Here is a 13,490-nt window from a genome sequence, read left to right on the forward strand (position 1 = left end):
CAATGGTCTATGTCAATAGTCAATGTTAACTGTCAATTTAGATTAAGTCCAGATTCGCTATACAATACCCTCGTTTTATTCACAGTTAATATCAAATTATCAACAAACCTAGAAAAAGAAAAATGTGTTTGATAAAATTGAATTGTAATTACAAAAAAACTTATGAAAAATTTATTGTGGAAGATCCGGAGTTTTCATCAAATGAATGTATTTGAACTGAATGCAATCTTCCGTTTACGACAGGAAGTGTTTGTGGTAGAGCAGAATTGTGCTTATTTGGATGCGGATGGAAAGGATCAGTTTAGCGAACATATTTTTGGTGTAGATGATGATGGAAGAGTGCTTGCTTATTGTCGCATTGTGCAACCAAGTGTTACAGTCCCCGATGTTTCCATCGGCAGAATTGCAACACATACAGACGTGCGTGGAACAGGATTGGGAAAAATATTGATGGAAAAAGCAATGGCGTTTATTGACGACCGTTACGGAAAAGTTTCAATCCGTTTAGAAGCCCAACAATACCTGTTAAAGTTTTATGAAAATTATGGCTTTGTTGTGAATAGCGATACTTATCTTTTGGATGGAATTGAACATGTAGAAATGTTGCGCAACGTTGAAAAGGTTATGATCAATTTTTAAATAAACAAATTGACGCTTGATGTGTTTCCTTCTTCTTGAAAGTTTATAAAGAATATTTATCCTGAATCAAATTAATTTAAACTAAAACTGAAATTTTATGGGAATGTTGAAAGAATTTAAGGAGTTTGCCATGAAAGGCAACCTTGTAGATATTGCTGTGGGCTTTGTAATGGGCGCCGCTTTTGCAAAAGTTACCACTACATTTATTAATGGTATCGTAATGCCTCCAATCGGAATGATTCAAGGCAAAGATATGTCAGATTGGAAATATGTAATTAAAGATGCCACAATGGATGCGGAAGGAAAAGTAGCAAATGCAGAAGTTGCTATTCAATACGGAACATTTATTTCAACAGCCATTGAATTTATAATTATTGCCTTTGTAATGTTCATGGTTATCAAAGGAATTAATTCAATGAAGAAAAAAGAAGAAGCCGTACCTGCTGCACCACCAGCGCCAACTTCATCTGAAGTGTTACTTATGGAAATCAGAGATTTACTAAAAAAATAAACTGCTTTTATATTATTTACAATTAATTCCATGAATTACGATTTATGGAATTTTTTTTTAATTCAAAAAACAAACTATGAAAAAAATAATTTTTATTCTCGCTGTATTTTCATTTTCTATTGCAAATACATTTTCACAAATAGATACTATCTGGACAGTTGGCGGATTATCTACTTTAACCTTTAATCAAAACAGTTTAACCAACTGGGCATCTGGTGGTGAAAATTCATTTTCCGGAAATGCATTTATTAATTTATATGCGAATTATAATTTCGAAAAATCATCGTGGGATAATATGATCATGCTGAATTACGGTGTGGTTACTGCAAATGATAATCAGGATATCAGAAAAAATAATGACCGTATGGAACTTAACTCCAAATATGGCAGATATGCGTTTGGTAAATTTTATTATGCAGGTTTGGTAAACTTTCTTTCGCAATTCAGACCGGGATATGATTACATTGTGGATCCAGAAGCAACCACTCCAATTTCAGACTTTTTTGGCCTGGGATATCTCACATTATCGGCTGGTTTAGATTATAAACCCACCGAATATTTTTCACTTTATCTCTCGCCTGCAACCGGAAAATTTACATTTGTTATGGATCCCTATATCGCTGCATTGGGTACTTACGGAAATACTCCAGGTGTAATTGATTCTTTGGGAAATATTGTAACAGATGGTGATAGCTTTCGCAGTGAATTTGGTGCTTCGTTAATTGCTACCCTTAGTGTTGATCTTGCACCAAAATTCAATACCACTGGTAAACTTACTTTGTTCAATAATTTTACTGATCCTATTAAAGAAAATCGAGGAAATATTGATGTGAATTTTTATAATACATTTTCCTATGCCCTTGGAAAATTATTTACCCTCTCTTTATACCTAGAAGTAATTTATGATCATGATATAATTATTCCAATTTATAATGACGCTAATGTTCAAATTGATGAAGGACCCAGAACACAATTCAAAGAAATATTCGGTATTGGATTAAGCTATACTATTGGTGATAAATTAGAATAATCAATATTTTTTTACCAACCTAATAACCAAGCAAAAATAAGTGGTGCTACAATGGTGGCATCACTTTCAATTATAAATTTCGGTGTATTGATATCTAATTTCCCCCAGGTTATTTTTTCATTGGGTACTGCTCCTGAATAAGAACCGTAGGATGTAGTTGAATCACTAATCTGACAGAAATAACTCCAGAACGGTACATCATGCCATTCCAAATCCTGATACATCATCGGCACTACGCAAATAGGAAAATCACCGGCAATACCACCACCAATCTGGAAAAATCCAACTCCTTTGCCTGCTGAATTATTTCTATACCATTCGGTTAAAAACATCATGTATTCAATTCCTGATTTCATAGTGGAAGGATTCAATTCACCTTTGATACAATAAGAAGCAAAAATATTTCCCATCGTACTATCTTCCCAGCCTGGAACTATGATCGGAATATTTTTCTGCTGCTGCAAGCATCCAACTATTTTTTTTATCAATTTCATAATCATTTTCCATCACACCACTCAACAATAATTTATACATATATTCATGAGGAAAATATCTCTCACCTGCTGCTTGTGCATCTGTCCATATTTTTTGAATATGTTTTTGAATTTTTCTAAATGCTTCTTCTTCAGGAATGCAAGTATCCGTTACTCTATTCAATCCTTTTTCCAATAAAGCCCATTCATCTTGCGGTGTTAAATCACGCCAATGCGGTACACGTTTGTAATGCGTATGCGCCACAAGATTCATAATATCTTCTTCAAGATTTGCACCTGTACATGATATAATATCTACTTTCCCCTGACGAATAATTTCTGCCAGTGAAATTCCAAGTTCAGCAGTACTCATTGCACCGGCAAGTGTAATCATCATCTTCCCACCTTCATTCAAATGTGTTTCATATCCTTTAGCTGCATCCATTAAAGCGGCTGAATTGAAATGACGATAATGATGTTGCATGAATTGTGATATAGGTCCCATAATTTTTCTTTGTTATGCCCACAAAGTAAATGATTATTTTATAGATACTGAATCCAATTATTCTATTTTATGTGTAGATTAGATGTTGTAAATCCAACAATATGAAATCAACTACGACTCGCCATTACATTTTTAGCAATCGCAATTATGCATGGCAATTTGAAAAAGAAGTATTCTTAGATGATTGGGATACTCAGGAAGTGTATAATACAAGATTTGCATTTTTTAATTGTGCCGACAATTCTGTTGAAATAATTCCTGAATTAAAAAATGAATATGAAATTTCTAAAAAATAAAACGCAAGTGCAATATTCCCGCTTAGGTTCTATTGAAAAATTAAAAGGATCACAACGTTTTTTTGCTGAATTATATCAGGATATTAAAACAGAATATGAATCGGGAAATACAACACAAAATCAAACTTTAATTTTTCTCTTCGGATTTTGGGTATCTCAAGCCAAGGCAATTGATTTTTTAAAACAAATGCATGAGAAATATATAACTGATCCTAACAGTCCTTTTAAACGCATTATCATGTATAATTGGCCAAGCCAAACCGGAAAGATATTACCCGAAAAAATCGGAATGGTAAATTGGAATCAAACATTGGAAAGAACAAAAGCATGTGGAAATATTCTCTCAAACTTTTATGAAAAGCTTTGGCGTTTTGGTGAGCAATATGTAAAAAAAGAGGATGCGGATTTTTATAAAAATGTGTATCAAAAAAATTTCAGCATCATGACACAGTCAATGGGTAATCAGGTGTTCGGATATTTTGTAAAAAAGATAACACGATATAAAAAAGCAAAGCTCCCGAAATTTCAACAAGCATTTATGATGGCGCCCGATTTAGATAATGACGTATTTGAACCGGAATGCATTTTGGAAAACGTAGATAGAATTGCAGAAAAAGTATTTGTGTTTTATAGAATGGATGATTCCGCACTTTCACTTTCACGATTTTTATTTGCAATGAAAGACCGATTAGGTACAACAGGATTGCGCAAGAAAAAAATGAAAGTTGGAATTATTATTCCGGTGAATGCAAATAATTTACATGATCTTAAATTAAAAGAAAAAGGAGATGATCATCGGTATTTTATTACAAGTAATTCACAAATTCCAAGCAGTATAAAACAATTTGCGATGGTGAATGATTTAAATGCATTTGCAGGATTAACCTACAATAATTCTAAAGCAGAGTTGGAGATAACGTAAACAATTAGTCATAATATATCAGTCAATTAAAGTGATGATAGGTTTACAAATAATCTGAGATTATATTTACATTTGATAAAGCATTATTATGAAAAGAAAATAACAAACCTCAATACAATGCTGATTGGTTATTCTGCATTAAGTGTATCTTTTTTATTAATTGCTCAGAAATCTGATGCACAAATCATTTACACAGATATAGATCCGGATGAAATGCTATTGCCATATTATGATGATGGTTTTGATATGGATATAAATGGCGATGGAACCAACGATTTCCATTTTCAAGTGTATAGTTGGGGTTTTACTGCCTATGCAGGATATGAGTATTTCGCTGCTATTCAACCTTTGGGAAGCAATGCGGCAGGATATATTTTGGACAGTTCATTTCGAGAATGTTCTTCATATTTAAATGTGCAGAAAGTAGCACCTGTACTCAATGCAGAAGATACCATAAGCGCAGATATGCAGTTTGCAAATGAAGAAATAATATTTGCATCAGTTTCACAAGATGATTACCCTTGTTATGGTAGTGGTCAGATGCTGGGATCATGGGTAAATAAATCTGAAAAATTTTGCGCCATCAAATTTAAAATTGATAGTGAATATCATTACGGCTGGATACGCATGAGTATGAATGAATTTTATGAAATAACAATTCACGATTATGCTTATGAATCATTACCTGATGTACCTATAATTGCGGGCAGAACTACTGGAACAATTGCTGAGGCTACCGGTAAAGTTTCGGATGTTTTACTTTCAGATATTTCGGACAACTTAAATGTAACTGATTTACAAGTGAATTTTACAAAAGCAGAAGAAGAATCTGCCATTGATGCTTATCATGTTTTTATTTCTCCAACAAACGAAAGTGCATATTTTACAACAGAATTTGCTTTGGCTTTACCAGAGGATAGATTTACTTCTATTTTGCCTACCGGTGAAAATATAACTGCAAATTTTACTGAAGATGTAAAAGACATTTTTGGATTTGATATTGTTCCCGGAGTTATTTATTATGCAGGTGTGTTAAGTTATAACCATTTTGCAACTTACCCTATGAGTGTTTCAGATGTTTCAAATGGTGTTGAATTGAATTTACCTGTTTCTATACAATCACTTCAATCGTCAGCAAATATTTATTATGCCGATGCTCAACTTCATGTGCATTCTTACGACTTATTTAGAGATACAAATCTTTCAATTTATGATATTGCCGGTAAGAAAGTATTTACAAAAACAATTACTCAAAAGGATGAATTAATTGATATAAATATTCCGACAGGTATTTACACAATCACAATGCAATCACCTACAAATTTTATATCCGGAAAATTATTTTGCGGAAAATAAATAGTTTAAATACAAGTACAACATTTTCCTTACACGGATTTACCGAAGAGTAATTAAATTTTTATTCTCCATGGTTTGCGTCTAATCCATAAAAGATCTTCCGGATTAAATAGGTATGTAACAGATTAACTTTTGAAAATTTAAATGCTGGGTTAATTATTAAATCCAGTAGTAAAAAATAGCGATTAGAATTTTTAATTAATAAATCGGATTGGCCGACAACCGTGGAGAATAAACTTCATTCGCTCTTTTTCCTTCCCGCCATGTTCCCCCCCAACGTGCCAGCAGATTCCTCAAAACATAGCCTTGTGCGTTAGCCTTTGAGAACCTGACTATCCTTAATAAAATTTTATTTTTCTTTTTATTAAATCACACATTATAATCGCAAATATTAAAATAAAACCTATTCACTCTTTTCTTTACCTTAAAATAAATTCGCTTTTTTATTTTTCCTGCATTAACTTAGATAATCCAAAAAAAGATGCATGCAATTTAAATACTCTATATTTTTATTTATTTGCAGCATAGTTTTCATTTTAGCTGCTTGTGATTTGAATTATACACCTGAACCTTATACCGGAGTAAGCGGGATTGTGAGAGATAAAACAACAGGCGAATGTATTCCAAATGCCACAATTTATTTATTAGAAAGCGGTGACTCCCCAGGTGCTGGATATTATTATAAGGATTCCTTAGTAACTGATGTGTATGGAAATTTTGAGTTTGAATTCGAAAAAATAATTGGATATGGTTATGCCCTGCTAGCAAATAAGGAACATTATATAGAAAGCACTGGACTTACCTTTATACAATATGGTGAAATTAAAGATGTGCTATTAAGTCCTGAAGGATATATAAAATTGCATGTTCAAAATATTTTACCTTCAGAACCTTGGGATCAATTAGGAATTAATGGTCCATTTACTGCTCATTTTTATGGGAATGAAATAGATTCTCTAATGACCTTTCAAATTAATGGAAATACTAATATTGTAATTTACTGGGGATTAAATGGTGTTGCGGTAAATACAGATACTATTTTTTGCCCTGCATTTGACACAACTTATTACGAATTACTTTACTAACTTTTAATTGAACCCAATTCTATTTAGACAAAAATTTTAAATCGCTCATAACAAGATTTATGTAACAACTCTCTATCATCAGGATGTGCAATTTCGATTAATGCTTTTGCTCGTTGTCGTAAATTTTTCCCGAATAAAAATGCGACACCATATTCAGTAACTATATAGCGCACATGCGCACGAGTGGTAACAACACCGGCACCGGGTTTAAGTATGGGTACAATGCGGGAGATTCCTTTTTTCGTTCTTGATGAAAGTGCTATGATAGGTTTACCACCTTCACTTAAAGCCGCACCACGAATAAAATCCATTTGTCCGCCCACACCTGAATATTGATATGTACCAATTGAATCAGAAACTACTTGTCCGGTAAGATCCACTTCTATACAACTATTAATTGCACATACTTTTGGATTTAATTTTATTACTGCAGGTTCATTCACATAATCAATATCCATAAATGCAAACCCGGGATTATCATCAACGTAATTATATAATTTTTTTGTGCCAAGAGCAAAACCGGTTACTGTTCTGTTTGGCTCTATCACTTTAAATTTATTATTCACTACATCACTTTCAAATAAGGGTATTAATCCATCCGAAAACATTTCAGTATGTACACCCAAATTTTTATGATTGGTAAGACATCGCAATACAGCTTCCGGTATCGATCCGATTCCCATTTGTAAAGTGCTGCCATCATCAAATAATTCTGCAATATATTTTCCTATCAATGCATCACTTTCCAAAATCTCTTCTCCAAATGTTATTTCAAGTAAAGGTGATTCTATCCAAACCATTTTATGAAATCGTGTGGAATGAATTAAACTATCACCATGTGTGCGAGGTACATTTGGATTCACTTGCGCAATAACAAGCTTAGATGTATTCACCGCAGTGCGTGCAATATCTACTGATACACCCAACGAACAATACCCATGTTTATCGGGCGGAGAAACCTGCACTATTGCAACATCCAAATCCAGAATTTTTTGTTTAAACAACTCCGGAATTTCACTTAAAAAAACAGGAATATAATCTGCTCTTCCTTCGTTCACTGCATTTTCTTCCTCACATGTTCCCCCGCCGTACCAAGTTCCTCAAAACGCAGCATTGTGCGTAAGCCTTTGAGAACCTACGTTTAATTAAGTAAATTTTATTTTACTATTTATTTAATCCTAAATTTCAATCGCAAATATTAAAATAAAACACATTTATTCTATTCTTTACTTAAAAATAAATTTGTTTTTTATAATTATCTGATTTAATTTAGATAATCCAAAAGTATAAACCATGAATAATTTAATTATTCTTTTGAGTTTCGAATACAAGTTGCAAAATATATTACACCAGAATAATTATTTATCATTTTATTTAATTGTATAACTTGAATAGACTAATCTACATTAAGATTATGAAAAAAATATATTTATTAACGATAATAAGCTTATTAATTATTTCTTGTGAAAAAGAAAGCGGACCAACATTTATTAACGGCAGCGTAAAAGACAAAACCACCAATGCGGGAATTGCAAATGCCGATGTAGGGTTATTTGAAACAGACGGCGAAAGCGCCTTTGGCTTAGGCGGTGTTTTAATTGACGAAATATATTCTGATGCCGCAGGCAAATTCACTTTTGATTTTGAAGCCCGCAATGGCTATAGCTATTATGTGCAGGCAATAAAAGACCAATATTGGAATAACCAAACCGATAATATAACTTTTGTTGATGATACCGGAGGTGAAACAGATGTTATTGTGTATTTGCATCCGGAGGGGTGGTTGAAATTAACTATAAGAGATACAATGCCGTTTACAATAAATACTGAGTTCAGAATGACTCCATTTAACGGTTCTTTTTGGGTAAGCGCAACTGAACTTGATACAATTTTAACAGGCGTTATTTTTGGTAATCAATATAAGCCACTTTACTGGGTATTAGAAGATTTTACTACAAGCGGTATAGAAACTTATACGGATTCAATTTATTGCCCGGCTTTTGACACTACTTACTACGAAATACTTTATTAACCATTTGAACCAACAACATGAAATACTACACCCTACTCATTGCACTCAGTTTATTTATTAAAAATCAAACCTACGCTCAACAGACGCTCAGCAAGCTCGACAGCATTTTCATGTATCTGGACACCACCGATATGAGCACCGGAATTTTATATGATAAGACATACCGCTTCGGCAAAGCGGATACCTTTAATATAATTAATGATACAGCTATAAGTATGCATAATTTTAGGCAGATTTTGCTCGACATGAAGGTCGGTTCGGTCAACCTTAATAATTCAATTATTACCCTTGATTCTTTGCGCAACATGGTGAATGCTGATGCAATAAATAATATTGTTCCAATAACTATTCTTAACTATAAGTATAATGTCATTAAAGAATATGCGCTGGATAGCAACCTGATGTATTATTCATCAGATAATACATGATAATAATGATGATGATCCGGGTAATCCAATACCAAATCGTTTTGATGGAAATTTATATGGCATACAAGCATGCTATGATTATTATGATGCAGATGATTTAGGTGGCACAGAAATCTTAGCGGAACATAATCATTGGCAAACCGGAGCGGGTCCTGCAATTGGCTATCTTCAAGCAGGATTTGATGAGGATACGCATCCTTGTACTTCGATAAATTTTGATACGGATGATTAGATAATAACTAAACCAAGTTCATGCACTTGTGATGAAGAATATTGTGAAGAAGAGTTAACCGAAGAAGAAATTACACTGCGTCTTGCAGCTACTTCATGCAATTCTACAATACCAAAACCCGGTGGTGGAGGAACAGTAACAGTTGGTCAACAATTCAGAACTGCATATTTAAAATATCTTGATGGTGATTATAATTATGCGTATCAGAGTTTTCTTTATCTGAAAAATAAAGTGAATCAAAATTATCCTCAAGGATTAACAAAGGGAGTTTGTAATACTTTATACAGAGAAGCAGTAATGTATGTAGAGTTGTGTTCTTTGTTAGCAACAGTACATTGTCAACAACCCTTCTATACAGGTCGCTTAGCAGACGAATTTTCAGATACAGAATTCAATATAGAATTATATCCAAATCCCACGAATAAAGAATTTACTTTATTCACTGATAATGCGGAAATAATTGAATTTAAAATTATGGATATCACCGGCAGAGAAATTATTTCAAACAGTTTTCAAACAAACACAAATATTTCTGTTGTCGGTTGGCCTTCCGGAATTTATTTGGTATATCTGAAAAGTGAAAATTCTGGGTTGGTTACTACTTTGAAAGTGATGGTGGAGTGAGAGCAATTCTTTTTATACAAAAATCTTAAACCTTTCAAAACAAGATTTATGCAACAATTCTCTATCATCCGGATGTGCAATTTCGATTAATGCTTTTGCTCGTTGTCGTAAATTTTTCCCGAATAAAAATGCGACACCATATTCAGTAACTATATAGCGCACATGCGCACGAGTGGTAACAACACCGGCACCGGGTTTAAGTATCGGCACAATACGTGAAATGCCTTTTTTCGTTCTTGATGAAAGTGCGATAATAGGTTTACCTCCTACACTTAATGCAGCACCACGAATAAAATCCATTTGTCCGCCCACACCTGAATATTGATATGTACCAATTGAATCAGAAACTACTTGTCCGGTAAGATCTACTTCTATACAACTATTAATTGCACACACTTTTGGATTTAATTTTATTACTGCAGGTTCATTCACATAATCAATATCCATAAAAGCAAACCCCGGATTATCATGCACGTAATCATATAATTTTTTTGTACCAAGAGCAAAACCTGTTACAGTTCTGTTTGGCTCTATTACTTTAAATTTATTATTAACTACATCACTTTCAAATAAGGGTATTAATCCATCCGAAAACATTTCAGTATGTACACCCAGATTTTTATGATTGGTAAGACATCGCAATACAGATTCCGGGATCGAACCAATTCCCATTTGTAGAGTGCTGCCATCTTCAATTAATTCTGCAATATATTTTCCAATCAACGCATCACTTTCCAAAATCTCTTCTCCAAAAGTTATTTCAAGTAAAGGTGATTCTATCCAAACCATTTTATGAAATCGTGTGGAATGAATTAAACTATCGCCATGTGTGCGAGGAACATTCGGATTTACTTGTGCAATAACAAGCTTAGCTGTATTCACCGCAGTACGTGCAATATCTACTGACACACCGAGTGAACAATAGCCATGTTTATCCGGCGGAGAAACCTGTACTATTGCAACATTCAAATCCAGAATTTTTTGTTTAAACAACTCCGGAATCTCACTTAAAAAAACAGGAATATAATCTGCTCGTCCTTCGTTAACTGCATTGCGGAGCGTTCCTGAAACAAACATGGAATTTAAATCAAATGCTTCTTCATATTCCGGTTTATCCAACATAATATCGCCGTATAAACTTATGAATACAAGTTGCACATTTCGCAGTTCATTTTTCCTTTCTGCAAGCTTATGCAACATGGCTATTGGAGTTTGCGCACTGCCTTGAATAAATACAGTATCACCCGAATGAATACATTGCAATGCTTCTTCAGCACTTACATATGGAGGAATTGGATTCATAAAAAAAATAGTTTACACATTTGCTTATTCTACATCTACATAATCTTCTATTGGCGGACACACACAAATTAAATTACGATCGCCATAAGTATTATTAATTCTTGCCACGCTTGGCCAGAATTTTCTATCACGCACATACGGCGCAGGAAATGCAGCTTTCTCTCTTGTGTAAGGATGACTCCAGGAATCACTTGTAATATCATTTAAAATATGCGGTGCATTTTTCAAAACATTATTCACTTGATCTGCTTTACCATTTTCAATCTCTTCAATTTCTGCACGGATAGAAAGCATTGCTTCCACAAATCTGTCTAACTCTTCTTTACTTTCACTCTCTGTTGGTTCAATCATTAATGTGCCTGCAACAGGAAAAGAAACAGTGGGTGCATGAAATGCATAATCCATTAATCGCTTTGCAATATCTTCTACTTCAAGATGAATACTGTTTTTCCATTTTCTGAAATCAATAATAAATTCATGTGCTACTTTACCATATTCACCGGAATACAACACATCATATTGTTTTTCTAAACATGCTTTTAAATAATTCGCATTTAGTATTGCAAACTTCGTTGCATTTGTACAACCATCAGCTCCCAACATTTTTATATATGCATAAGAAATCAATAAAATACTTGCACTTCCAAATGGTGCACTATTCACCGAATTAATTCCTTTTTCACCACCGGTTTCCACAAATGAATGTTTGGGTAAAAACGGTTTTAATTTTTCGTTTACACAAATAGGTCCCATGCCCGGACCGCCGCCGCCATGAGGAATTGCAAATGTTTTATGCAAATTCAAATGACAAACATCGGCACCAATTTTTGCAGGACTGGTCAAACCCACTTGTGCATTCATATTTGCACCATCCATATAAACTAATCCGCCATTCTCATGAATAATATTACATATCTCGGTGATAGCTTCTTCATACACTCCATAAGTAGAAGGATAAGTAACCATTAAACAGGAAAGATCATTTTTATGTAGCTGTGCTTTATTTTTTAAATCTTCAATATCAATAATTCCTAAAGCATCATTTTTAATAACAACTACTTTCATTCCTGCCATTACTGCGCTCGCCGGATTTGTTCCATGAGCAGAAGCCGGAATTAAAACTACTTTGCGGTGCGAATCACCTTTATCAATATGATAAGCACGAATTACCATTAAGCCTGCAAACTCGCCTTGCGCACCTGAATTCGGTTGTAATGAACATGCATCAAATCTTGTGATCTCACATAAATCTTTTTCAAGCTCAGTTAATATTTCATAGTAGCCTTTCACCTGATCTTTTGGAACAAACGGATGCATAGCACTGAACTCCGGCCATGTAATCGGAAACAATTCCGTAGCAGCATTTAATTTCATTGTACAGGATCCCAATGGAATCATGGATGTAGTTAATGAAAGATCTTTATTTTCCAATCGTTTAATATACCGCATCATTTCACTTTCGCTGTGATATAAATTAAAGATAGGATGTGATAAAAAATCATCTTCTCTGAGCAGATTATTTTGCAGTGATGAGGTTACATTTTTTGTATCAGGAGATTGACCATTGCTTTTGCCGGATGCATTTGCAAACACATTAATAATATCCGTTACATCCTGCAAATTTGAAGTTTCATCAAGCGCTATTGAAATATTATTTTCTCCATAAAAGAAATTCATTTCTGCATCAAGTGCTTGTTTTTTAATCGCATCTATTTTTCCTGATGCTTCAATAGTGATTGTATCAAAAAAGGATTCATTCAAAATTTTATAGCCTAATTTTTCTAATCCATTTTTCACTAAACAAGTTAGGCTATGCACTTTCGTTGCAATATTTTTAATACCTTCTTCACCATGATATACTGCATACATTCCGGCCATAATTGCAAGCAATGCTTGTGCAGTACAAATATTTGAAGTTGCTTTTTCTCTGCGAATATGTTGCTCACGAGTTTGTAAAGCCATACGCAAAGCATTGTTACCGTATTTGTCAATGGAGACACCAATTATTCTTCCAGGAATATCTCTTTTAAATTCATCTTTTGTTGCAAAATATGC

General features: G+C 33.7%; 13 protein-coding genes and 1 pseudogene. 10 read left to right on the forward strand and 4 right to left on the reverse strand.

The features are described 5' to 3' along the window. The first annotated feature begins 162 nt into the window (after positions 1–162). From IPN31_14100 to IPN31_14110, 3 genes are all read left to right on the forward strand, one after another. Complete coding sequence (locus IPN31_14100; protein MBK8683008.1) at positions 163–639, forward strand: GNAT family N-acetyltransferase; 477 nt, start codon at positions 163–165, stop codon at positions 637–639. 97 nt (positions 640–736) lie between these two features. Beyond that, entirely contained in the window at positions 737–1,150 is a 414-nt protein-coding gene (gene mscL / locus IPN31_14105) for a large-conductance mechanosensitive channel protein MscL (protein ID MBK8683009.1), read from the forward strand. A 76-nt stretch (positions 1,151–1,226) separates the two neighbouring features. Further along, positions 1,227–2,180, forward strand: coding sequence for a DUF3078 domain-containing protein (locus IPN31_14110; protein ID MBK8683010.1), 954 nt, complete (start codon positions 1,227–1,229; stop codon positions 2,178–2,180). An 11-nt stretch (positions 2,181–2,191) separates the two neighbouring features. Here IPN31_14110 and IPN31_14115 read toward each other — a convergent pair. Next, positions 2,192–3,158: pseudogene (locus IPN31_14115) on the reverse strand (deoxyhypusine synthase family protein). Positions 3,159–3,259: 101 nt separating this feature from the next. Between IPN31_14115 and IPN31_14120 the strand changes: the two are divergent. The 4 genes from IPN31_14120 to IPN31_14135 all read left to right on the forward strand — a co-directional run bounded on the left by IPN31_14120 (position 3,260) and on the right by IPN31_14135 (position 6,817). After that, on the forward strand, positions 3,260–3,454 hold the full coding sequence (locus tag IPN31_14120) for a hypothetical protein (GenBank protein ID MBK8683011.1): 195 nt from the start codon (positions 3,260–3,262) through the stop codon (positions 3,452–3,454). Beyond that, positions 3,435–4,376 carry an alpha/beta hydrolase gene (locus IPN31_14125; protein ID MBK8683012.1) on the forward strand — a complete coding sequence of 314 codons (942 nt, stop codon included), beginning with the start codon at positions 3,435–3,437 and terminating at the stop codon, positions 4,374–4,376. Before IPN31_14120 ends, IPN31_14125 begins: the two co-directional genes overlap by 20 nt. Positions 4,377–4,493: 117 nt before the next feature. Next, the gene (locus tag IPN31_14130; GenBank protein ID MBK8683013.1) at positions 4,494–5,732 is read left to right on the forward strand and encodes a T9SS type A sorting domain-containing protein; all 1,239 of its coding nucleotides are present in this window, start codon (positions 4,494–4,496) and stop codon (positions 5,730–5,732) included. 485 nt (positions 5,733–6,217) lie between these two features. After that, a complete protein-coding gene (locus IPN31_14135) occupies positions 6,218–6,817 on the forward strand; it encodes a hypothetical protein (protein MBK8683014.1) in 600 nt (199 codons plus the stop codon). Between the two features lie 23 nt (positions 6,818–6,840). On the opposite strand, the gene IPN31_14140 is transcribed toward IPN31_14135, so the two are convergent. Then, entirely contained in the window at positions 6,841–7,875 is a 1,035-nt protein-coding gene (locus tag IPN31_14140) for an acetyl-CoA hydrolase/transferase family protein (GenBank protein ID MBK8683015.1), read from the reverse strand. A gap of 356 nt (positions 7,876–8,231) precedes the next feature. On the opposite strand from IPN31_14140, the gene IPN31_14145 reads away from it, so the two are divergent. The 3 genes from IPN31_14145 to IPN31_14155 all read left to right on the forward strand — a co-directional run bounded on the left by IPN31_14145 (position 8,232) and on the right by IPN31_14155 (position 10,133). Continuing rightward, positions 8,232–8,849 (forward strand): hypothetical protein, encoded by a 618-nt coding sequence (locus tag IPN31_14145; protein ID MBK8683016.1) that lies wholly within the window; start codon positions 8,232–8,234, stop codon positions 8,847–8,849. Between the two features lie 17 nt (positions 8,850–8,866). Continuing rightward, positions 8,867–9,277: a hypothetical protein gene (locus IPN31_14150; protein ID MBK8683017.1), complete on the forward strand. Its 411-nt coding sequence runs from the start codon at positions 8,867–8,869 to the stop codon at positions 9,275–9,277. A 463-nt stretch (positions 9,278–9,740) separates the two neighbouring features. Next, positions 9,741–10,133 (forward strand): T9SS type A sorting domain-containing protein, encoded by a 393-nt coding sequence (locus tag IPN31_14155; GenBank protein ID MBK8683018.1) that lies wholly within the window; start codon positions 9,741–9,743, stop codon positions 10,131–10,133. Positions 10,134–10,145: 12 nt separating this feature from the next. Here the strand turns inward: IPN31_14155 and IPN31_14160 are convergent, their stop codons facing one another. Next, positions 10,146–11,426 carry an acetyl-CoA hydrolase/transferase family protein gene (locus IPN31_14160; protein ID MBK8683019.1) on the reverse strand — a complete coding sequence of 427 codons (1,281 nt, stop codon included), beginning with the start codon at positions 11,424–11,426 and terminating at the stop codon, positions 10,146–10,148. A 33-nt stretch (positions 11,427–11,459) separates the two neighbouring features. Next, a partial coding sequence (gene gcvP / locus IPN31_14165; protein MBK8683020.1) for an aminomethyl-transferring glycine dehydrogenase occupies positions 11,460–13,490 on the reverse strand: 2,031 nt, incomplete at its 5' end.

It is taken from the genome of Bacteroidota bacterium, from assembly GCA_016715425.1.
Taxonomy (GTDB): domain Bacteria; phylum Bacteroidota; class Bacteroidia; order Chitinophagales; family BACL12; genus JADKAC01.

Excerpts from the sequence above, each read along its gene's own strand:
- IPN31_14125 (MBK8683012.1), top strand. The coding sequence starts at position 3,435 with ATGAAATTTCTAAAAAATAAAACGCAAGTGCAATATTCCCGCTTAGGT.
- IPN31_14110 (MBK8683010.1), top strand. The coding sequence starts at position 1,227 with ATGAAAAAAATAATTTTTATTCTCGCTGTATTTTCATTTTCTATTGCA.
- IPN31_14135 (MBK8683014.1), top strand. The coding sequence starts at position 6,218 with ATGCAATTTAAATACTCTATATTTTTATTTATTTGCAGCATAGTTTTC.
- IPN31_14150 (MBK8683017.1), top strand. The coding sequence starts at position 8,867 with ATGAAATACTACACCCTACTCATTGCACTCAGTTTATTTATTAAAAAT.
- IPN31_14130 (MBK8683013.1), top strand. The coding sequence starts at position 4,494 with ATGCTGATTGGTTATTCTGCATTAAGTGTATCTTTTTTATTAATTGCT.
- mscL (MBK8683009.1), top strand. The coding sequence starts at position 737 with ATGGGAATGTTGAAAGAATTTAAGGAGTTTGCCATGAAAGGCAACCTT.
- IPN31_14100 (MBK8683008.1), top strand. The coding sequence starts at position 163 with ATGAAAAATTTATTGTGGAAGATCCGGAGTTTTCATCAAATGAATGTA.
- IPN31_14120 (MBK8683011.1), top strand. The coding sequence starts at position 3,260 with ATGAAATCAACTACGACTCGCCATTACATTTTTAGCAATCGCAATTAT.
- IPN31_14145 (MBK8683016.1), top strand. The coding sequence starts at position 8,232 with ATGAAAAAAATATATTTATTAACGATAATAAGCTTATTAATTATTTCT.